This is a genomic window from Marinilabilia rubra, from assembly GCF_003121985.1.
GTDB classification, from domain to species: Bacteria; Bacteroidota; Bacteroidia; order Bacteroidales; family Marinilabiliaceae; genus Marinilabilia; species Marinilabilia rubra.
Genome location: NZ_QEWP01000022.1, coordinates 1 through 21,488 on the forward strand (window position 1 = coordinate 1; position 21,488 = coordinate 21,488).

19 protein-coding genes are annotated in these 21,488 nt (G+C 40.2%); 8 read left to right on the forward strand and 11 right to left on the reverse strand.

Annotation, left to right across the window (positions count from 1 at the left end):
- Positions 1–347 precede the first annotated feature (347 nt).
- Positions 348–1,082, reverse strand: coding sequence for a DNA-binding domain-containing protein (locus tag DDZ16_RS18145; RefSeq protein ID WP_109265905.1), 735 nt, complete (start codon positions 1,080–1,082; stop codon positions 348–350).
- A gap of 532 nt (positions 1,083–1,614) precedes the next feature.
- On the reverse strand, positions 1,615–2,046 hold the full coding sequence (locus tag DDZ16_RS18150) for a hypothetical protein (protein WP_109265906.1): 432 nt from the start codon (positions 2,044–2,046) through the stop codon (positions 1,615–1,617).
- Between the two features lie 274 nt (positions 2,047–2,320).
- On the opposite strand from DDZ16_RS18150, the gene DDZ16_RS18155 reads away from it, so the two are divergent.
- The 3 genes from DDZ16_RS18155 (at position 2,321) to DDZ16_RS18165 (ending at position 5,328) form a co-directional block, all read left to right on the forward strand.
- Positions 2,321–3,079, forward strand: coding sequence for a helix-turn-helix transcriptional regulator (locus DDZ16_RS18155; protein WP_109265907.1), 759 nt, complete (start codon positions 2,321–2,323; stop codon positions 3,077–3,079).
- A 1,345-nt stretch (positions 3,080–4,424) separates the two neighbouring features.
- Positions 4,425–4,547, forward strand: coding sequence for a hypothetical protein (locus DDZ16_RS21075; protein ID WP_262511948.1), 123 nt, complete (start codon positions 4,425–4,427; stop codon positions 4,545–4,547).
- Positions 4,548–4,707: 160 nt separating this feature from the next.
- Positions 4,708–5,328: a hypothetical protein gene (locus DDZ16_RS18165; RefSeq protein ID WP_198416760.1), complete on the forward strand. Its 621-nt coding sequence runs from the start codon at positions 4,708–4,710 to the stop codon at positions 5,326–5,328.
- A gap of 187 nt (positions 5,329–5,515) precedes the next feature.
- On the opposite strand, the gene DDZ16_RS18170 is transcribed toward DDZ16_RS18165, so the two are convergent.
- Positions 5,516–6,235: a (Fe-S)-binding protein gene (locus DDZ16_RS18170; RefSeq protein WP_109265909.1), complete on the reverse strand. Its 720-nt coding sequence runs from the start codon at positions 6,233–6,235 to the stop codon at positions 5,516–5,518.
- 299 nt (positions 6,236–6,534) lie between these two features.
- Between DDZ16_RS18170 and DDZ16_RS18175 the strand changes: the two genes are divergently transcribed.
- Positions 6,535–8,031 carry a choice-of-anchor Q domain-containing protein gene (locus DDZ16_RS18175; RefSeq protein ID WP_109265910.1) on the forward strand — a complete coding sequence of 499 codons (1,497 nt, stop codon included), beginning with the start codon at positions 6,535–6,537 and terminating at the stop codon, positions 8,029–8,031.
- Here the strand turns inward: DDZ16_RS18175 and DDZ16_RS18180 are convergent.
- From DDZ16_RS18180 to DDZ16_RS18200, 5 genes are all read right to left on the reverse strand, one after another.
- Positions 8,011–8,463, reverse strand: coding sequence for a methionine-R-sulfoxide reductase (locus DDZ16_RS18180; protein WP_232526812.1), 453 nt, complete (start codon positions 8,461–8,463; stop codon positions 8,011–8,013). The two genes, DDZ16_RS18175 and DDZ16_RS18180, sit on opposite strands and share 21 nt — an antisense overlap.
- Before the next feature lie 235 nt (positions 8,464–8,698).
- Positions 8,699–8,905, reverse strand: coding sequence for a heavy-metal-associated domain-containing protein (locus DDZ16_RS18185; RefSeq protein WP_109265911.1), 207 nt, complete (start codon positions 8,903–8,905; stop codon positions 8,699–8,701).
- A gap of 145 nt (positions 8,906–9,050) precedes the next feature.
- Positions 9,051–11,480, reverse strand: a complete 2,430-nt coding sequence (locus tag DDZ16_RS18190) for a heavy metal translocating P-type ATPase (protein ID WP_109265912.1) — start codon at positions 11,478–11,480, stop codon at positions 9,051–9,053.
- 314 nt (positions 11,481–11,794) lie between these two features.
- Complete coding sequence (locus DDZ16_RS18195) at positions 11,795–12,358, reverse strand: helix-turn-helix domain-containing protein (protein ID WP_109265913.1); 564 nt, start codon at positions 12,356–12,358, stop codon at positions 11,795–11,797.
- A 110-nt stretch (positions 12,359–12,468) separates the two neighbouring features.
- Complete coding sequence (locus DDZ16_RS18200) at positions 12,469–14,508, reverse strand: M3 family metallopeptidase (protein ID WP_109265914.1); 2,040 nt, start codon at positions 14,506–14,508, stop codon at positions 12,469–12,471.
- A gap of 553 nt (positions 14,509–15,061) precedes the next feature.
- Here DDZ16_RS18200 and DDZ16_RS18205 point away from each other — a divergent pair.
- Positions 15,062–16,006, forward strand: a complete 945-nt coding sequence (locus DDZ16_RS18205; RefSeq protein ID WP_109265915.1) for a hypothetical protein — start codon at positions 15,062–15,064, stop codon at positions 16,004–16,006.
- Positions 16,007–16,064: 58 nt separating this feature from the next.
- Positions 16,065–17,072, forward strand: coding sequence for a DUF6588 family protein (locus DDZ16_RS18210; RefSeq protein ID WP_109265916.1), 1,008 nt, complete (start codon positions 16,065–16,067; stop codon positions 17,070–17,072).
- Here the strand turns inward: DDZ16_RS18210 and DDZ16_RS18215 are convergent.
- Positions 17,059–17,574 (reverse strand): nitroreductase family protein, encoded by a 516-nt coding sequence (locus DDZ16_RS18215; RefSeq protein ID WP_109265917.1) that lies wholly within the window; start codon positions 17,572–17,574, stop codon positions 17,059–17,061. The two genes, DDZ16_RS18210 and DDZ16_RS18215, sit on opposite strands and share 14 nt — an antisense overlap.
- Before the next feature lie 355 nt (positions 17,575–17,929).
- Here DDZ16_RS18215 and DDZ16_RS18220 point away from each other — a divergent pair, with 355 nt between their 5' ends.
- Together DDZ16_RS18220 and DDZ16_RS18225 are read left to right on the forward strand one after the other, a co-directional pair.
- Complete coding sequence (locus DDZ16_RS18220; protein ID WP_232526813.1) at positions 17,930–18,481, forward strand: YdcF family protein; 552 nt, start codon at positions 17,930–17,932, stop codon at positions 18,479–18,481.
- A 209-nt stretch (positions 18,482–18,690) separates the two neighbouring features.
- A complete protein-coding gene (locus tag DDZ16_RS18225; RefSeq protein WP_109265919.1) occupies positions 18,691–19,482 on the forward strand; it encodes a GIN domain-containing protein in 792 nt (263 codons plus the stop codon).
- Here the strand turns inward: DDZ16_RS18225 and DDZ16_RS18230 are convergent.
- On the reverse strand, positions 19,479–19,778 hold the full coding sequence (locus DDZ16_RS18230) for a hypothetical protein (RefSeq protein WP_146192261.1): 300 nt from the start codon (positions 19,776–19,778) through the stop codon (positions 19,479–19,481). The two genes, DDZ16_RS18225 and DDZ16_RS18230, sit on opposite strands and share 4 nt — an antisense overlap.
- 167 nt (positions 19,779–19,945) lie before the next feature.
- On the reverse strand, positions 19,946–21,244 hold the full coding sequence (locus DDZ16_RS18235; protein ID WP_109265921.1) for a DASH family cryptochrome: 1,299 nt from the start codon (positions 21,242–21,244) through the stop codon (positions 19,946–19,948).
- Between the last annotated feature and the right edge of the window lie 244 nt (positions 21,245–21,488).

Below are 21,488 nucleotides of genomic sequence, written 5' to 3' on the forward strand. Positions count from 1 at the left end.
TTATTGTTAAATAAATCACAGCAAATATATGAAGAAAATTCGACTATCATCCCGAAAGGGGTGAGTTGCGTCTGTTTACCAATCTTCAAATCAAGCACTTAGGCTTTGTAAGCCTGACGGCTATGCCTGTAGGGGCAGGTTATTGTTTTGTTCTTTTGGACTTTATGCCCGACGCACTCGGGTTATTGAAAACGCTTCACCAAAGTTCGTGAAAGCGCTTCACCAATGCTGGTGAAAGTGTTTCACCAATGCTGGTGAAAGTGTTTCACCAATGCTGGTGAAAGGTCTTCATCCGTGTTAGTGAATTGCTTTCACCAGCATTTTTACTTTTCACAAGGTGGACTTTACTATTCCACTGTCAGGGGAATAGCAAAAACCGTGGATCTGGGTTCTTTCAGTAGTGAGCTCTGGCTATACTGCGTCGTCACCTTCACGTTATAAGTCCCGGCTTCCAGATTGGGCGTAAAAATGATCAGTTCCGAAGGCATATTTTCCACGATGTCGGTAGGATCTACCTTTACCACATCGCCGGTGGAAGCGTTGACAAAGCTGACGCCCACATCGGGGTGGTCGCCGTCAATTTTAACCTTTGTACCTCTGATGCGCAGGTTACGACCGGACGTTACCACATCGTTGACAGATCCGCTTTTTACATCCACCACTTCCATGATGACAGTTCCCGTGTCGGCCACACCCTGTATTTCCACGTTGATGTTTTGGATCTCTTCACGAAGAAGTGCGCCCTGGTTAAACTGGAAAAGTACGGAGTGCTTGTTGGGGTCGAAGCTTTCACCGGGACTGTTGAAAACACCTTTGATTAAGGCCCCGGCAGTAAAATAGCCTGTGTTGACCGAGAAACCGTTGCTGAGCTGGTAGCCCATTTCTTTAAAAAACAAATCCACATGATATTCCATGGATTCGGCGGTTGTTGCCGCGCCTCCACGTGTCACTGCTGAGCTGCAGATGTCGCCTGTGGAAAGCGATTTTTCGGAATCGACCCTTGCAGAATAATCGTTGGGGTCGTCGGTCAGCAAATTCAGGTAAAGATTTGCTTTGATGCTGTGCAATGTTGAAGTTGCCATAGTTTAAGATTTAATGGTTAATAAATCATTTCAGAGCGAACGGCTGAAATACGAATTAATAATCAAACCGTGAGTTTATGCAACAAATTAAAACCAATCAATGGTACTAAAGTATGGTTTTTTATTATTGTTAAATTGTAGTGTTGAGGTGATTACCTTGTCCAAATCGACCGATGGGAGGTGGTGTTTCTGATTGGAAATCCTGAAAATAGTCATCCATATTATTGCCTGCACCTGATTGAATGGTGATACTGCTATTGGGGATTACCACTTTTTCGTTTAAAAGGTCGTTGTTTTGCTCCTGGTTATTTGAAAAGAGAAGAATCCAAGGAGGAGTGCAAGTAGTATTTGCTTCATGAAACAGTGGATTAGTGAAAACAGGGAATGGCGCTCAAAAGAATACCAGATATTAATACTAAAAAGTTTCTGCACTAATATCAGTGCAAAACCTTTTAATTCTATGTTTGCTTAATCATTAATTCAACGTTATGACGACACAGCTTACAATGAGCTTTCCTTAATACCCGGGTTTTTATTCTTTCCCAAACCTGTAGGTAAATCCTACTGTTCCGCGAATAAAGAACCGGTCATCATATCCATCCGGGAGATCCCATTCATATTCTGTGCCGTATGTGCCGTACACTTCCATTACAAATCCAAAATTTTTGTTGGCAAATGGAAACGCGTCAATCCCCACTGGAATTCGTACACCGGAAACATGATCCAGATCCACCAAAGTTATACCTGCGTGGAAAGTATAATCTTCCTTCTGAATAATTTCATATTTTACCGAAGGCATGACCATCGCCCATTTGTCAACATCAGGATCAAAAGTCGCTCCCAACCTGAACCGGTTTATTTTGTAATCAATAGTGGATTCCATCTCGGTGTTGACACTTGCTCCAATTTGACTATATGCACTTATGGAGGTGAGCACAAATACTAAGGTTAGTAACTTTTTCATGTTTTTCTTTTACTATTTAAAAACTCATTTCAGGAATTTCAGCTGCAATTTTAACAGATAAACGTACTGTTCCCAATAGTCCTTTAGTATGGTTTTTTATTATTGTTAAATACATGTAAGACTACGACATGTAGTTTGTCTAAATGACTATTTTGGGGGTTTGTTGATATATCATTTCTTTTATTGTTCTATTGGAATGGCCGTCATTTCAAAATATTTAATAATTTTGATTAATTGAATTAGCACGAAATGTAACCTTAAAGCCCAAAAGTGTATGTCTTTCGTAAAACATCTTATCGATTCGGTTGGAAGTGCAGTGACTGCAGAAGGTATCCCGGTAGAGATGCCCGATTCGTTTAAACTCCTGGATGTTTTCTCCACGTTGATGAATCAGAGTATATATGTGGCCGATTTCAGCCGGGGGAAGTTTTTATATGTATCTGATCATCCTTTGTTTCTGTGTGGTTTCACGGCTGGTGAAGTGAAACAGATGGGCTTCTCTTTTTATGAGAAAATCATTGCTCCCGAAGATATTCCTTTAGTGATGAATGTGAATGAAAACGGGTTCCGCTTTTTTAATACCAAACATTCGTTAAATTGCCGGGATGATTGCTTTTTGTCTGTGGATTTTAGAATAAAACAGGAAGACGGAGGCCTCATGCTGGTTACTCAGCGACTGGTGCCCCTGGTTCTCTCGGATGATAATAAACTGATATCTGCCCTTTGTTTTGTTGTTCCTTCTTATTCTTCCTGCCCCGGAAACGCCGTGATTCAGAGTCTCAGTGAACCCTATCAGTACAGATTTAACCCTTTTACCCGCCGGTTCGACTTCCGTAATCAGCACCAACTTTCCAAACGCGAAAAAGAAGTGCTTAGCTTGTGCGCCAAAGGGTGCGGCAATCAGGAGATAAGTAAAGTGCTCAATATAGCTTTATCGACCGTTAAGCACCACAAGCAAAACATTTTTCAAAAACTGGGTGTGACCAGTACTTCTGAAGCTGTTTATTATGCCATTAGAAACAGGATGTTGTAAAGGGGTAATTTGTTAATTTCGATGGGTTCTTCGTTTTCCTCTTTCTCACATCCTGCCCCCAATAAAGCCAGGAGAAGGAGTAAGGCACTGATCTTTAAAGTATGAGTGTTCATGGTGATTAGTTGACTTTTGATATGTTTTTTAAAGATATCTGGTTGTAATAATTCCAGGGGAAAGACGGGAAAAACGCAGTGCAAGGGCCACATGAAAATTTAATTTTTTCTTTCTCATGTGATTCCCTGTATTGAAATCTTATTCTATAATTGGATTTCAAATATTCAGGGAAAAATGAAGGTCCACAATCATTGAAGCTAGAGGTTTGGTTTAAAACATCATCTGGAAAATCAAAAAACTCAGAAGGCAGATCGAATGTGTAAAAGTCCATAGGCCAGTGAGCATCCTCATTTTCACTTCCTTCCAATAAAATACAATAGCCTCGTTTAGTTCTGTTCCCTGTGGCTACATCGGTTTTTGGGTCGATTTCATCACATATAAATGAACCAACAATTTAGCCTACAACGGGTCCCTGGAGCACTGGTTCTTTCTCCTTCTACACCCCGCTCCCATCAAAGCCAGAAGCAGAAATGCGGCACTGAATTTTAAGATAAATGTTTTCATGGTTGTAGATTTGTATGTTTGACAAAAGAATTGAATAGCCCTGTATTGCCGGGCCTTAACTGAAAATGTAGGGTGGCGTATCCATAGTTTAAGTTTTAGAAGTGACACTATTATTTTGCGAATAGTTAAAGAGCTTATTAAGTGTTTCATTGTCCGCAGTGTGAGGGGCTTGAAATGCCTTTCTGCCAAACAGCTTCTAGCTTCTATCATCTAGCCTCTAACATCTAAACTCCAGCATCTAACCTCTAATCTCTATTTTCTAATATCTAAAAATCTAATAGTCTATTACCAAGATGCATTAACATACAATAAGTTGCGTGGTTTTGGTGTATTTTAAATTAGAAGTTAAGGTGGAACAAAGCAATAGTTCTTTAGTATAGTTTTTAGTTATGTTTCATTGAATAGGAAGAACTATGACTTCAATTGAATAACGGGAATTGGGCTTTCAGCCCGCTATAGGCCGTTGGCCATTTTCCCGGGGCGGTGCCCCAGGCTGGGATAAGCTGGGCCTGCGGCCCGTCAGGGGTTGAGGTGTAATATTGGAGCGTCTAATATTTATTTTTCCAATCTTTCTTTTCCTGTGGTTTTTGTCTTGATCATTGGAATTTCTAATTTGTTCCGGGCTCTCGCCCTGTAAGGGCTTTTAAACCCCGCCCGGGGCATCGTCCCGGGGAGGAGGCCGGATGGCCGTTAACGCCCCGTCGGGGCAGATTATTTTATCTGTCAAATGCCAATCAAGAATATTCTGAATGGCATTCTGGAGTTGGGCTTTCAGCCCGTCTTTGGCCGTTGGCCAATTCCCCGTGGCGGTGCCCCGGGGTTGGCTAAAATGGCCCTTCAGCCCGTTTGAGGCCTGGTTTTAATTAGGGCGAATTATTAACATTATTCTGGGATTGCCATTGCGTAAAACTTCCCCTTTAATTATTCAATATTTTTATACCTCTGAAACTTCATATTTAAACTTGCGTAAGCTTTCACATCTTCATTGTTGATTGGATTTTGTGAGAGTTATGAGACAGGTTACTAGATTTTTTTGGGTGGTATTGTTGATGTTGGTTGCTGGTAATGCATCAGCGCAAATACCTGAGGGGTGGCGATTTCCTGAGAAATATACTTCACTGGTTGAATTTTTGGCAGACAGTCTTCCCGATCTGCATGACATAAAAATCAAGGTTAAAGAAAAACCGATAGGTACTACGATGGCAATGCGTCCGGCATTTGGATCCTTTTTCAAAAAACCGGAAAAGAGAACCTATGTGTTATGTATCAACAGTAAGGAAAATTTTTCAGGAGTACTTTATGACGATGTGCCGCCGGAAGCCCGGGTTGGACTGGTTGTTCATGAGTTTATGCACATAAGGGACTATCAGGATCGAAACTTTTTTGGTCTGTTAGAACGGGGGTGGCAGTACTTGTCAAAAAAGGGGAAGCGGAAATTTGAATTTGAAATAGACCAGATGGTCATTGAAGCGGGTTTTGGATTTTTTCTTTATGCCTGGAGCAGCTACGTAATTGATAAATCAGGTGTGGATGAGAAATATCTGGAGTTTAAGAAGGAAGTTTATATGGGGCCTCATGATATTCTTACTGAGATCAATCAAATTGGCGATGGTGAAATCCTGAATCTTTAATCTCCATTATTATTAAACCGTAATATATTTAATAGTCCTTTATCCCGATGGTTCGGGATTGCAATGAGCTTTGAATGAATCGTTTATAGAATAGTAACTCCTCTATGTAAAGCCCCGATTATCAACTTGTTGTGATTTATCTTGAATCTTATATCTATAAGTCTAATGATCTAATGATTTAGGGATTTCAAAAATTGGCCAAAACATCTGCGATGTGCAAGGTTTTTATGGGAAGTTCATTTTTGCGAATGTAACTTTCGATGTTAATAAGACAGGAAGCCTCCGTTGAAACAATGTATTCAGCTCCGGTTGATAAGGCATTTTCTACTTTTTGTTCCACCATGGCGGTTGAAATGGGGACAAATTTCACCATAAAAGTTCCTCCAAAACCGCAGCAAGTGGTGTTTTCGGGCAACTCCCGAAGATCAATCCCTGCCACATTTCTCAATAATTTTCCGGGTTCATCTTTTAGCCCATACTCTCTTAAAGCCGCACATCCATCGTGATAGGTGATTTTGTGGGGGAAGCAGGCTCCAAAGTCTTCAATTCTTAAGTGATTGACTAGGAAATCAGTCAACTCAATAACATTGCGACACACCCGGTCCACATCTTCTTTCAGCTCAGGTTGATCTTTAAATAGCTGTGGGTAATGATTTTTGATATATCCGGCACAGGAGGCAGATGGCACCACAATAGGCCTGTCGTTGGGGAAATCTTTCAAAAACTTCTGAGCAATTTTCCGGGAGGGATTCCAGTAACCACTATTAAAGGTGGGCTGGCCACAGCAGGTTTGTTTGGGGTTGTAATTAACTTCAATTCCCCCTTTTTCCAGCACTTTAACCACATTCCATCCCGTTTGGGGGAAAAGCTGATCGATAAAACAGGGGATAAACAGATCTACTTGCATAATGCAATACTTAGTTGATTTTGCAAAGAGCTAAAAAGCAGTTACTTGTAATTTGCAGGGCAATTGCTTTCAAGCTCAGGTTATTAGTGTTATCAGATTTGTCTTAAATCTTAGTTCTAAAAATCTAACGATCTTAACATTTGGGAATTTACTGAATACAAATATAGTATTAATGCATTGGATGTTATTTTAAGCTGAAATGATTATTGATAAAAGGCTCTGTGGTCTGTTTTTGAATGTTTTATGATGGGATTTAAAAAGTTTTTTCTATTTTAAAGCCCAAATTAAAGGGTTGCATTATGAAAAATTTATACTCCTTCATGCTGGTTTTTCTTTTTTCTGCTTTTCTGCCTGTTTCTGTAAGTTCACAGGATGTTTCCGGAACCATTAGCGGTAATGTTACCTGGGGGCCGGGTACTGTTAATGTAGTTGGGAATGTTTCGGTTTCCGGCAATCTTACCATTGCAGCGGGAACAACCGTTTCTGTCTCTGATCAGGTTATGATAACGGTAACTTCAACCGGAACCATTACTGCGCAGGGAATTGAGGGAAACGAAATTCTTTTTACTGCTGCCAATGCTTCTATAGGATGGGAGGGGATTTATTTTAATGGCGGGCCAGGCGATGAGTCGGCGTCGGTATTTGAATATTGTACTTTTGAATATGGGAAAAAGACCGGAACCGGAACTTTTGATTCATCAGGAGGGGTTGTTTATCTGGACAACCATTCCAATGTAGCTTTTAGCAATTGTACGTTTCAAAACAATGAAGTTCAAAGATATGGAGGGGCATTTAAAGCGGTTGAATCACAAGTATCTATTTCCAATTGTGTATTCAAGAATAATTCCACTACCTCATCTGATGGGGGAGGAGCCATTGATATTGTTAACGGAGAGGGGAATGTATTGAAAATTGAAAACAGTAGTTTTTATAATAATTATTCTCATACTGGTGGAGCATTAATGGCAGAAGGGTGTTCAGGATTGAACATTGTGGGCTGTATTTTTGCAAATAATGAAGCCAATTTTGGAGGCGCCATCACAATTAGCCAGGCTAGTAATAACATTTCTTTATATGCCAATACTTTCGCGAACAATAAAACACTAAATTCTGATGCTACGATCCGTGTAGATGCCATTCAGTATTTTAATTTCATAAACAATATTGTATCCGGCTTTGATGCTGATAATGCAATAGAATTTGATGGTGCTTATGCTGATAACCTCACATTCGAAAATTGCTTAATTGAAGGTGGGCTTTCTTCTGTTTTGGGTTTGCCGGCATCTTATGTTTGGACTGATATGGTGGATGGAACGGCTTCTTTTGTTGCTCCTTCATCTGCGTCGGGACTTGCCGGGGATGGAAGCACTGCCGACTGGCAGTTAGGTGATCAATCACCTGCCATCAATGGCGGAAAGGAAGATATTTCAGGTTTGAATCTGGAGACGCTTGATTTGGCCGGAAATACCCGGGTTCAGCAAGGTAGGATAGACATTGGAGCACTTGAAAGCAATTTTGTGCCAACTTCTGTTTTTAATCCCGGAACTGATGAAACTTTTGATGTTTTCCTGAGACGGGATGAGAATAAAATTCTGGTTAAAGCGGATAATTCTTTCGTGCGGTTTTCAGGTATTTTATTCGATATTTCCGGGTCTATTGTGTCAGACAAAAGATCTGTTTTGCAACAGCATCAAATGACCTTTGAAACAACCGGACTCAGAAAAGGCATTTATGTAGTAAAAATCCTTAGCGAGTCCGGTAAAGTATTGGAAATATCAAAGATCATTATCAATTGAGTCGGCCGGAATAAATTCCATCGAAATACTGTTGACGCAATGCCGTGTGTTTTTGGAGGTGAAACCTTCTCCAATAAATACATGGCCCAGATGCGCATCGCAACGGGCACAGATTATCTCCGTTCTGCGGCCATCGGCATCCGGCACACGTTTTACCGCACCGTCAATCTCATCATCGAAGCTTGGCCATCCGCAGTGACCATCAAACTTTGCACTGCTTTTGTACAGATGTGCGCCGCATCTTTTGCATGTGTAGATGCCCTCTTTATAATGGTCGTTGAATTTGCCGGTGAAAGGTCTTTCGGTTCCTTTGTTAATAATAACATACTCCTCCTCCGGGGTCAACTCCTTAAAGTTGAACCGTATGCTGTCTTCTTGCGCCATAGCGTTTCCTCCGATAAAGATTAATAATATGATTGCAAACTTCTTCATTTAATTATCAATTTCACTGATCAATAGATCGTTAGATTTTTAGATTTAAGATGAATCATAACCAATTGATATTCGGAGCGTTAATCCAAAATGCGATTGGCGTATAAACAATTGATTCAAAGCTCATTGCAATCCCGAACCATCGGGATAACGAACTATTAACTGATAAGAAAACAAGAATTCTTAGACTAAACCGGACTTGTTATATCAACTAATGACTATATCTAGCCACTATTTACACTTTTTCTGCTTTGTATCCGGCCTCCTTAAGTAACTCAACTACTTCATCAGCATTCCCTTCAGTTTCTACGGTTAAAATCCTTTCAGGACTTTCCAAATCAACGCTCCAGCCAGAGACATTGTTCGAACCCTCTAGAAAAGGTTTTACGGTATTAACACATCCGTTGCACTTAATGGTGGTTTTGAATTTTAAAGTTTCCATAATTTGTTTGTTTTATAATTGTACAATACTTCGTTAAATCTTTCATGGCATTGCATGTCAGTTGTTTGAGTTTATGGGTGTTTGTTTGTTAAAATACAGAATATCAAGACTGTATGAATTATCTAAAATTCTAACGATCTATTGATTATATTTTGGCCCTTTTTAATCTCAGGCTGTTGCTCACTACAGATACAGAACTAAAAGCCATAGCAGCTCCGGCAATCATGGGGTTTAAAAGAAACCCGGAGACCGGGAATAAAATTCCTGCCGCAATGGGGATGGCAATAACATTGTAAAAGAAAGCCCAGAATAGATTTTGTCGTATTGTTCGCACTGTTTTATGAGAAAGCTTCAAAGCTTCAGGTACCTTCAATAAGTCGGATGATGTGATGGTCATGGCTGCTACGTCCATAGCCACATCAGCACCTTTCCCCATAGCAATTGAGAGATCTGCAAGAGCCAGGGCTTCAGAGTCGTTGATGCCATCTCCAACCATGCCCACAGTTTTACCCTTGCTTTGTAATTCTTTTACAAAATTGGCTTTGTCTTTTGGCAAAGTCCGTGCTTTAAAATGTTTGATTCCGGTAGCCTTAGCAACTGCTGAGGCGGTCTGTTCATTGTCCCCGGTAAGCATATAAACTTCAATGCCCTGTTGATGGAGCTTCTTAACCGCTTCTTTAGAGGTCTCTTTTATTTTATCGGCAATGGCTAATATTCCTGCCGGTTTATCATCAATGGCCACCCATATTACTGTTTTAGCCTCTTCCTGCCAGGAGCGTGCCTTTTTCAAGAGGTTTTCAGGCAATGGAATATTGGATTGGGCCATCAATTCTTCGTTGCCCGTCAATATTTTTTGTCCGGAAATTTCGGCCTTAACACCATTTCCGGAAAGATTCTCAAAGTTTGAAACAGAAGTCTCGGACGAACCAAATTCTTTTTCTATGAAATTGGTGATGGCCTGAGCAAGGGGGTGTTCTGAATGGTTCTCCAGAGCATACAGGTGTACAAAGAATGTTTGGTTTGAATCTGATATTACTTCATAGTTGGTAACTTCCGGCTTACCTGATGTGATAGTACCTGTTTTATCCAAAACAATTGCATCAGTTTTATGTCCTTTTTCCAGACTGGTGGCATCTTTTATCAGAATTCCGTTATTGGCTCCTTTTCCAACGCCTACCATAATGGCGGTTGGAGTGGCCAGTCCGAGTGCACAGGGACAGGCAATAACCAGAACCGATACAGTTGCCAGAAGTGCCTGTGTGAGATAGGTGGTGCCACCAAATATCATCCAAAGGGAAAATGTTAATATGGCAATGCCGATTACCGTAGGCACAAATATTCCGGCGACTTTATCTACCAATCTTTGAACCGGTGCTTTTGTGGCCTGAGCATCCTGAACGGTTTTGATAATTTGTGAAAGAACTGTTTCTCCGCCTACTTTTTCGGCTTTCATGGAGAAACTGCCACTTTGATTGATGGTACCGGTGAAAACTTTACTTTCAGTGGTTTTTTCTTCCGGCATAGATTCTCCTGTGACCATACTTTCATCAACAAAAGAGGCCCCCTCAGTGACTACTCCATCAACCGGAATCTTGTTCCCGGGCTTTACTCTTAATACATCTCCCTTTTCTACAAGGTGAATATCCACTTCTTTCCAGGAGCCATCTTCCTGTTGTTTAACAACTGTTTTCGGTTGTAAGCCCATTAGTTTTCGGATAGCAGAAGAGGTCCCTTCCTTGGCTCTTTCTTCCAGCCACTTTCCCAGCATGATAAAAACGATGATCACTGCGGCGGCTTCAAAATAAACGTGAGCCTCAAGCCCTTGCGATGTCCACACTTCAGGAAAAACAGCATTAAACGAACTGAAAAGATAGGCCATGCCGGTACTCAATGTCACCAATGTGTCCATATTCGCAGCCCCATGTCTGGCCTGCTTGAATGCATTGATAAAGAAATGACGGCCAAATACAAATAAAACGGGTGTAGTTAATGCCCACATTATAAAATTGGCATAAGGGATGTTATTAAAAAACATACCAATCAGAAAGACCGGAAATGCCAGTGAAGCTGCCCAAATCAATCGTTTTCTGGTGCGTTGGCTTTTCTGCTTTCGGGCTTCCTCCATCGCTTCATCAGATGCCGCCTGTTCATCAATTATGAGGTCGTATCCTATGGATTGGATGGTTTTTTTCATTGCCGAAAGGCCAATATTTTCCGGCACCCATTTCACATTCACTGTATTCTGGGCGAGATTTACAGAAGCCTCCAGAATACCCGGTTGACTATTCAGCATGCTTTCCACGCTGGATGAACATGCTGCACATGACATCCCATCCACAGGTAGCTTTTTTTCTGATACGACCGGTTCAATGCCAATATCTTTTAAACCACGAACAAGATCATCTAATCCGTTTTCCTGCTGGGTAGTAACAGTTATTCTTTGATTGGCCGGTTCCCAGTTCCAGTTTTCGATGTTGTCAAAATCTTTGAAAGCTTTGGCAATCATGGATTCTGATATGTCACTGGTGGATGTGGCAACCGGTATTATCCATTCTTTTTTATCTTGTTGGCTCATATCTCGTTTTTATCTCTTTTTGTAGTTACAAAGATAGGAGGGAAGAGGCCTGATATTTTTACATATTTTTCGGAAATACTTGCATAAGAGAAGGTAACTGGCCAATGACGTTTAAAGTTTTAAACAAAAAAAACTGCCTTAAAAAGCAGGTCTGTAAACTCCACTTCTTAAGGCAGTTTGATGAATGAGGCTTTTCCAAAAATATAAAATACCAATCAAGCATTTCATTTTGAGTCTGAGCCTTTGTTTATCAAACGAAAAGATTCTTCGACAAGCTCAGAATGACATCCAATTTGGACCTTTGATACAATCTTCTATAGCTTATCTATAGTATTTCGTACAGGCTTTCTTAATTTTTTAAAATCTCCGGGCGTCATTCCGGTAATTTTTCGAAATTGATTCGACATATGTGCCGGACTGCTGTACCCAATTTTATATGCTATTTCAGAAAAATTAAGTTGTTGATAAGCTATCAGTTCTTTTACTTTTTCAATCTTTTGCTTGATGATGTATTGCTCTATGGTCATGCCCTCAAAGGCGGAAAACAGGTGACTTAAGGACTTGTAATCCTGGTTTAGATTATCTGATAGATACTTAGACCAATTAAACCCCTGATAAAGCCTCTCGTGATGAATTTTCTGAACCACAAGGGTCTTTATTTTATCAATAATTTGTTTGTTGTGGTCTTCAATGCGTTCAAAACCCAATTCTTCAAGTTTCTTGTCAAGTTCTTGAAATTGAAATGGAGTCAACTCCTTTTCTTCAATTTCAACCTGACCAAGTTCAACAGAAACCGGGTGAAGGGGCAATTTTAAGAGTAATTCCCTTACTGCTGAAATGCAGCGTGGGCAGACCATATTTTTTATGTGCAGGAACATAACAATTTTTGTTTGATATTAAAAAGCTAACATAGAACTCAGGACCCAGAACTCAAAACCACCGGCAACTGACCACCCATCACTGAATACTGACCACTGATAACTGGCTACTATTTAAGCCCACTACGTTCAAGTAATGGTTCGATGGATGGCTCCTGTCCCCGGAAAGAGACATAAAGATCCATTGGATCTTTTGTGCCCCCTTTTGAGAGGATATTATCCCTGAATTTTTGGGCCGTTTCCTTATCAAATATTCCGTTTTTCTTAAACAGGTCAAACGCATCAGCATCCAATACTTCTGCCCACTTGTAGCCGTAATAACCGGCGGCATATCCACCATCAAAAATATGGCCGAAAGCTGTGCTCATACAACTTCCATCCACATCCGGAAACAATTCGGTTGCTTGCATTGCTTCATTTTCAAACTCACTTACCTGCTTTGATACTGGTTTTTCAATGGTATGCCATGCCATATCGTTCATCCCAAAACTCAACTGGCGAACGGTAGCATAACCACTTTGAAAATTGCCTGCAGCAATTATTTTATCAACCAGTTCACCGGGTATAGGTTCACCGGTTTTGTAATGCTTTGCCACCTTCTGTAACCAATCTTTTTGTTGAGCCCAGTTTTCCATTATTTGTGATGGCAGCTCAACAAAATCCCGGTATACCGATGTGCCGGCCATACTTTCATAAGTCACGTTACTAAGCATTCCATGTAACGCATGACCAAATTCGTGGAGGAAAGTATTGACTTCATTGTATGTCAGCAATGATGGTTTTGTGGAAGTGGGGCGGGTAAAGTTGGTAACCACTGAGATATGTGGCCTAACGTCTTTGCCGTTTTTTTTGTGCTGTTCAAGGTATGAAGTCATCCAGGCACCGCCCTGCTTACTGTCTCTGGGGAAGAAATCAAGATACAAAACGGACAGGAATGATCCGTCGTTGTCATATACTTCATATGCTTCAACTTCCTTGTTGTAAACGGGGATTTCCTTGTTTCTTTTATATGAAAGTCCATACAGTTGATTGGTAAGATCAAATATACCATCCTTTACCTTTTCCAACTGAAAATAGGGCTTTGTCATTTCATCACTGATGTTGAAACTCTCAGTTTTGAGTTTTTCGGAGTAGTAGGCAAAATCCCATCGTTGCAAAGTTCCTTTAAATCCTTCTTTCTTAGCAAATGTCTCGACGTCCTTTACATCTTTTTGAGCAAAAGGAAGTGCGGCCTCTAAAAGTTCATTAAGAAAACTGTTGACTTTATCGGGTGTTTTGGCCATTCTCTCAGTCAAAACATATTCTGCATGATTTTTAAAACCAAGAAGTTTTGAGCGTTCTGACCTAAGGGCGACTGTCTTTTTAATGATTTCATTGTTGTCCCTTTTGTTGCCCTTATTGCCTCTTGAGGTGAAGGCTCTGAACATTGTCTCCCTCAAATCACGGTTGTCGGCGTATTTCATAAAAGGTAGATAACTGGGGATTTGTAATGTAAATATCCAGCCTTCCTTGTTGTCACTTTTTGCTCTTTGTGCAGCTGCATCCAGCACATCCCCGGGAAGCCCGGCAAGATCATCCTTGTTGGTAATGTGGAGTTTGAAATCATTGGTTTCTGCCAGAACATTTTCTCCAAACTGGAGCGATAACTGAGAAAGTTTTGAAGAAATTTCTCTGTAGCGCTCTTTTTCTGATCCACTTAAAGAAGCCCCTCTTCGGGCAAAGGCCTTGTAAGTATCGTCTAAAAGTTTTTTCTGTTCTACATTGAGTTGAGAGTTATTCTCATGCTGGTTATAGACCTGTTTTACCCTTTCAAAAAGCTTTTCGTTCAGCCAGATGTCATTACTGTACTCCGAAAGCATAGGAGATACCTCTCGGGCAATACTTTGGATTTTTTCATTGGTTTCTGCGAGGTTGAGGTTGAAAAAAACCGAACTTATGCGATCAAGCAATTTGCCCGATTTTTCCATCGCTTCAATGGTATTTTCAAATGTTGGTTCTCCCGGATTGTTTATGATGGCTTTTATTTCAGAACGCCCCTCTTCAAGAGCTTTTTCAAATGCCGGCATAAAATCCTCTTCCGTTATTCTATCGAAGGGAGCTGTTTGATGAGGAGTTGAAAAATTCTGTAACAATGGATTAGTATCGCCCATTTTAACTTGTTTTTTGCATGATACAAAACAGGTTGCACTGCTAAAAAGCACTGCCAAACCTAAGATTTTAATTCGATTCAAGATGTTAGTTGTTTTTTTACTGTGCCCAAAAACAATCTTGTGTGTTGTTCTTCAGTATTGTTTTATGGGAACATGGATTTAAATATAGTGTTCATTTACAATACTTCGTTATCCCGATGGTTCGGGATTGTAAAAGGCTATCAATCAATTTCCTGGAATTACAAGCATGGTTGCTTCAAATCTCTGGTTATTAGTACTATATGGTTCCTCTTAAATCTTGTATCTATCCCGAAGCATCGGGACTAACGATCTATTGCATTTAGGTGTACTGTATTAATATGCAATTTTACGGTTTTAGGCTGATTTCTCAAAGAAAGGAATTTTTGCTTACGATTGTTTATGCGGTTGCCTTTCATGATAACATATTGTAACTTTTCGAGGCCGGAAATGTAAAGAACTGCTGAGGCTTTTTCAGATGCTTTCCAGCAGACTGTTTTTTATATGATAAGTTTAATGGTTTCAATTTTTGGGAATGAAAATTTTTGCTCAGTTTATTTTTTTTCTGGTTAGTCTGTTTTTAAGTGTTTCTGCTTTTTCTCAGACCAATGATTTTTACCTTGTTTCTCCAGAATTGCTTCCGGCAAAATATCAGTCCGGTATTGAAAAAGCCAAAAGATACATAAAGAAAGGGGAGGTGTATCTCGAAAAAGCAGCGCAGGCCCAACAAAAACTTCAGCGTTATCAGGAATCCGAATCAGTTAAACCTATGAAGGTAATGACTCTGAAAGAGGGTGTGTTCAGACATCAGCTAAAGGCTTCTTCTTATTTTCATGATGCCCACCGCACAGAATTTAAAACTTTAAAAAGGTATTTGAAAGATGAGTTTCCAATACCTTATGAAAGAATCTATGAAAGGGCAGCAAAACAATTTCACCGTGGCTCCGTTTTAAGGAAGCGAGGTTCAGAAGCCGTTCCAAACAGCAGCCCATTGGCTTTTATTCATGAGGCAGTTGGTTATGAACAGGAGGCATTGGAAGATTTTGAAAATGTTTATCTGTTTGGTGAAGAGCTCTTGGTATCAATGCCATTGCCTGATTTTGAGTTGGATAGCGTGTTTTTTGTGGCAGGTGCCATAAAAGCACCTTTAGAAAAGCATGGGGTATTGAAACCAGAACCCTTGCAACCCGTAGAAAGGAGCATTGTTTCAAATGAGAAATCCGGGGTGTTTTTTTCAATCCAGTTTTTGGCAACGAAAGACCCGGTTTCGGAAATAAAGGCCCGGCAGGTTTACCAAGGGGCTTTGCCGTTGATAAAAAGTTACGGAAGCGGTTGGCATCGTTATTCAGCCGGCAGATTTACATCTGTTGAAGAAGCCTCCAGGCTTATGAAAGAGGAAGGAATTTATGGTTTTGTTATTGCTTTTAAGGGCGATGAGAGAATTTCAATAAAAAAAGCCAAACAACTAATGCGGCCTTGATTTTAATTTGAATTTTAAGAGTGATAAATCAAATAAGAATTAACCAGAAACTTTATCTATGAAATTAATGAAAAGAAGTTTTTCCGTTCTGTTAGCTTGTTTTATAAGTCTGTCGGCATTTTCTCAGGAACCACTGCGTAACTTTTTTCAGGCAGGTGAAGATAATGCCCGTATCTTAACAAAGGCCTATTTAAAGCCTTATGGTGAGATGTTGGGGACTTCCCTCAATGCCGGATGGTACAATACTGCAAAAGTACATAAGTTAGGTGGTTTTGATTTGACATTCAGTGTGATGAATGCAGTGGCGCCATCTTCAGCCACTACATTTGATGTTAGTGAGCTTAACCTGAATGGCTTAACTGTTGAGGGGACAAGTGCTCCCACTATTGCAGGAGATATGCCTGAAGCTGATAGAGCCGTGCTAAGCCCGTCTGCAGCAGGTGGTGATATGGCTGAGTTTACCATGCCCAACGGGGCAGGCAATGATAAATTGCCCATACCCATGCTGCAGGCCGCTGTAGGTTTGCCATTCAATACTGAAGTGATGGCCCGTTTTGTTCCTACCATGGATTTTGGAGATGCAGGTGAAGTGAGTGCTATAGGGTTTGGATTAAAACATAGTTTGAAGGATTATATTCCTTTCGTTAAGAGGCTTCCATTTCTTCAAATGTCGGTTTTGGCAGCTTACACCGACTTTAATAGTTCTTATGGTGTAGGAAGCGGAGGCATGATGGAGGTTGAAAATGGTGCGTTAGACATCTCTTCGGGTGCCTTTACCACAAGATTACTGGTTGGAGCCAACTTTCCTGTAGTAGCTATTTATACAGGGGTTGGTTATGGTTCTACCAATAGTGACTTCGATGTGAAAGGTACTTATACTTACACCAATGACTCCTCACAAGAAATCAGCATCGGGCCTGATCCTTTTACACTTGGGTACAAAACCACAGGTATCGACTTTAATGCAGGACTCAGGCTTCGTCTTGGATTCCTGGCCCTGCATGCCGATTACACTGTTGGAGATTATTCAGTTTTAACAGCCGGTGTAGGAATTAATATCCGTTAAAAACAACCATCTCAGAAAGAGTTTTTCTCCTCTTGGGAGGCGCTTCAACCTCTTCGGGACGACCAATTGGCAATAATACTGCCGGTTCGAGATGCCCGGGGAGGTTGAGTGTTTTTGAGACCTTGGCAGGATCAAAATTACATACCCAGCAAGTTCCCAATTCTAATTCTGTTGCACGCAAGGTCATATGATCCGTGGCAATAGCCAGGTCAATATCTGTATGATCTTTGCCATCAACCGATCGTTTCCAGGCAGTTTTGTGATCCCCGCATATCACTATTACCTGAAGGACCTGGCTAAACCAATCGCGCGAATAGGCTTCATGAAGTTGTTTTAATTTATCAGGGTCGTTTACTACTACAAAAACAAATGGTTGCTTATTGACTGCTGTGGGCGCCATTCGGCCGGCATCCAATACTTCATTGAGTAGTTCGTCTGATAAAATTTCGGGTTTGTATTTCCTGACAGAATACCTGGCTTCTATTAGAGGTTTAAAATCCATAATGTTTTGTTTTTAGTTTGTCATATGGATTAAAGACGGTAATTTTTCGCAATTTTGCAACATAATATTATATAAGACATCTTAAAAGTTTTCAGTCCCTCTCGTCAAAAAAGGGGGGCAGGATTAATATTTAGTTACTATTGTTATGTTCTTTATTCTCTCAAAGCTTCTTGATGTTTTTTTATCGCCATTATTTTGGGTTGTTTTCCTGGCTTTGGGGTCTTTTTTTCTGAGTTGTAAACTGAAAAGAATATTCAGATTAAGTTCGCTGATTTTGTTGGTTTTGTTTTCAAACAGTGCTCTTTTTAATCTTGTTTCCGTAAACTGGGAAGAACAATCTGTAAAACCCGATGACTTGCAAAAAGCTAATTCTTTTGCTGTGGTTTTAGGAGGAATGGCATCAGAAAACATGCATAATGGTCTGCCCAGGTTTGCTAAAAGTGCTGACCGTTTATGGCAGGGGCTTTATTTGTTGAAGCAAGGCTATGTCGATACACTTCTGATATCAGGAGGTTTGGGTCGTTTATTTGATAAACAGATACCGGAAGGTGAATTGTTAGATAACTACTTAACGGCTATTGGATTGAAGGATAAAACCATAATTATTGAGTCTTCTTCCCGGAATACCTTTGAAAATGCCCGTAATACCGCTAAATTATTTGACCGGAAAAAACTACCTAAAAAGATAATTCTGATAACTTCAGCTTTCCATATGCCGCGGGCGAGAGCTTGTTTTGAAAAGCAGGGGTTTGACCTGGAAGCCTTTCCTGCTGATCCTTTGTCTGATACCAGACCTATGCAGTGGAAAGACTATTTAATCCCCTCCGGAAGTGTTTTAGCTCAGTGGAATGTATTGATTCGTGAATGGGCGGGTATGGTGATGTATAAAATAAATGGGTATATTTAGAAGCTACTGAAAAAGTCAGAAGGGCAAGCGTAACGCAGTAAATGAGACTTTATGGACACGCACTGGTTAGTGAAATATGCGTTTTTCAGCGGACCCTGTTTAGTTCGTTTTTTGTTTACGACAGATAGGCGCTTTGAGAGCTAAAAGCCGAAACATACATCTCCAGGGAACTAAATGGCTTTTAGAATGAGTGATTAAAAATTTTATAAATGACCGAGAATTTGTTGAAATCTATTTTAGGAACAGCCATTGTTCTTTTTTTCTCTTCCTGCGATGAGATTTTGAATGTTGAGATAATAGGGGATGGGAATATCAAAACCGAAACAAGAGAATTTGGTTCCTTCGAAGAGCTAAGCTTGAATGCTGATTTTAAGCTTTCCCTTACCAACGGGTCTCCATCTGTTGAAGTTGTGGCAGATTCTAATCTTCTCACTTATATTGAAACTGAAATTGTGGGAAGCGAGCTTCAAGTGTCAGTTAAGCCTAATTTTCAGATAGTCCCTCGTCAGCCGGTAAGAATTTATGTAAGCGTCGATGATCGGTTTTCCGGAGTTGAAATTACGGATGGAGGAACTGTTATTGCCGACTCTTTGTGGACACAAAAGCTAAATCTCGCGGTTTATGGTGTTTCTAATTTTGTTGGAGATACCTTGGGGGCTCAAGCTCTGAATGTGTTTTCTGAAGGGAGTACCAATATTGATATAAAGGGAAGTTTTGATGATTTATCCATAAGACAAATTGGTTCCGGAAACATTTTTTTGGAAGGTTACTCTGAATTCGGGTCTATCATACTTGAAGGTTCCGGGAAAATTGATTCACAGCATTTAACAATAGGCAACGGAAAAATTAAACTCTATGGCAGTGGCCTGGTTTTATGCCGCATTATTGGAACTTTGACTGCCGAAATAGAAGGGAACGGGCGCATTTATTACTATGGCATACCAACCAATCTCATTAAAAAAATAGAAGGAGAGGGCTTGGTTTTACCGGCTGACGATTAAATGCATCCACAAACAAATCCCTCAGCCAGGCTGTCCAAAGCATCCTTTTCAGCCGTCTTTTCAGCTTCAGTTCCTTTGCATTGGTTACAAACAGGAAGATTTGTTTTGGCGTTGAAGTTTTTCTCTGCTTTGTCTGTAATTTCCTTTTTGCAAACAAAGCATTGATTCATAAGTGTTTTTTGCTCAGCCATATTTTCGACAATAAATAGTGTTTGTCTATAAAGTCCAACTTCTGCGTTGTTGCTTAAAATCCAAATCCTCAAATACATTAGTATTCTGCGGTTTCGATTTTTCACACGCCTTGAATTTGAACTTTCTAGTTCAAACACCTGAAAAACGCTTAGTTTATGGACAGGCTCTAAATAGGTTCTTTTCAGGCTGCAAAATTACTGATTTTAAGTTTTAAATCAAGCATTCATTTTGCAATTGAAGACCGGAAGCTAAGGTGACTCGAAATGAATTATTAAAACTCCAGTTGCAAATTCTGGTGCCCCGGGTTCCATCTTTCTACAAAAGTACCTTTGGGGTCGAACTTGTTGAGCTGGGTTTGCAGATTGAATTTTCTGTTTACGCGGCTGTCAGTCCCCCGACCGCTTTGATAGGCCCAATTTCCATAGTTGCAATAAACGTCATAATCAATTAATCGGTTTTCAAACCAGGCTGCTCCCCATTGCCAGTTCACCTGCATCTCCTTCGATAAATAAAAACTCACAAGCATCCGGCCTCTGTTACTCATGAAACCGGTCTCGTTTAATTCATTCATCAGGGCATCGATAAGTGGTTGTTCGGTTTTTGCATTTTTCCACTTTTCAAATGCTTCCATATCATCATACATGGAAGGCTCTGTCTTTCTGAGTCCCTTAACAGTGAATAGTTTCCGGCCATATCGTAAAAATAAAAACCGGAAGTAGTCTCTCCATATCAGCTGCTCCAATAATGGTTGGATGTTTTCTTGCTTTTCGGGATGCTCTTCCTGCTCTTCTTTTAACCGGCTAAAAAACAAACGGGGTGATAATGTGCCATTGGCCAGCCATGATCCCAGTTTACTGCTGAAATTGTGACCCTGAAATTGGTTTCTGGTTTCACCATAATGTTGGGGCCCCCTTTCTGTGAAGTAGTTCTCCATTCTGTTCAGACCTTCAGATTCTCCTCCTTTTAAAACCGGCTCTTCTGAAACAATTAAACTGTCAGGGTTGAATGTCTCAATGCCTTCAGGAATTGAATTACCCGAAGGCGAAAAGAGTTTTCCGGGTGTTGAAACCGGAGATGGGGAAAATGGATGTTCCAGCACCTTATTTTTAAATTTTGTGTAATAAAAAGGTGACTTTTCAACCGGAAAATCAACCTGATCTGGTTGGTACAACATACTGCCCCATATTAAGTCTAATTGGACTTTATCGGCGACCTGTCTTTCAATGCTGATTTCCTCCCAGGCAGCCTCCTTTTGAGCAACTACCTTTAGTGCATTGAAGTGTTTTGCTATTTTGGGAATTATTTCTTTTGTGTCCCCTTTTAATATCAGTAAATTACTTCCTCTTTCTTTTAAATTTCTTTGCAGGTTTAGCAATGATTCAGCCAGAAATTGTTTTCGCTTATCACCGGTCCGGGGGAATCCAATGTAAAAATCGGAGTTGTACCATAAGTCCTCGAATATAAATACCGGAATAACCGCGTGGCCTGTTTCAAGGGCTGTAACAAGAGCCGGATTATCATGCAAGCGTAAATCGTTTCTAAACCAATAGATGATGGGGGATTGAGACATTTGTGTTTAATTTTTTGTTTTGATTAGATAAACAGATGTTGTTGGCTTCGGTTCAATGACGTGTTTATTAATAAGAAAAATCAAAAGAGATAATGCAGGTTAGGTTCTTTATTTGGAAAAAACAATTAAATTCGCAGGCCTCTCAAAATATTGAGATGCAGGTCTTAATTGTTAATTAAAATTTTTTTCAACCTGCCTGAAAACTCTGGGCAGTTTGACTTGTGTCTTTATTCATTTTATTACT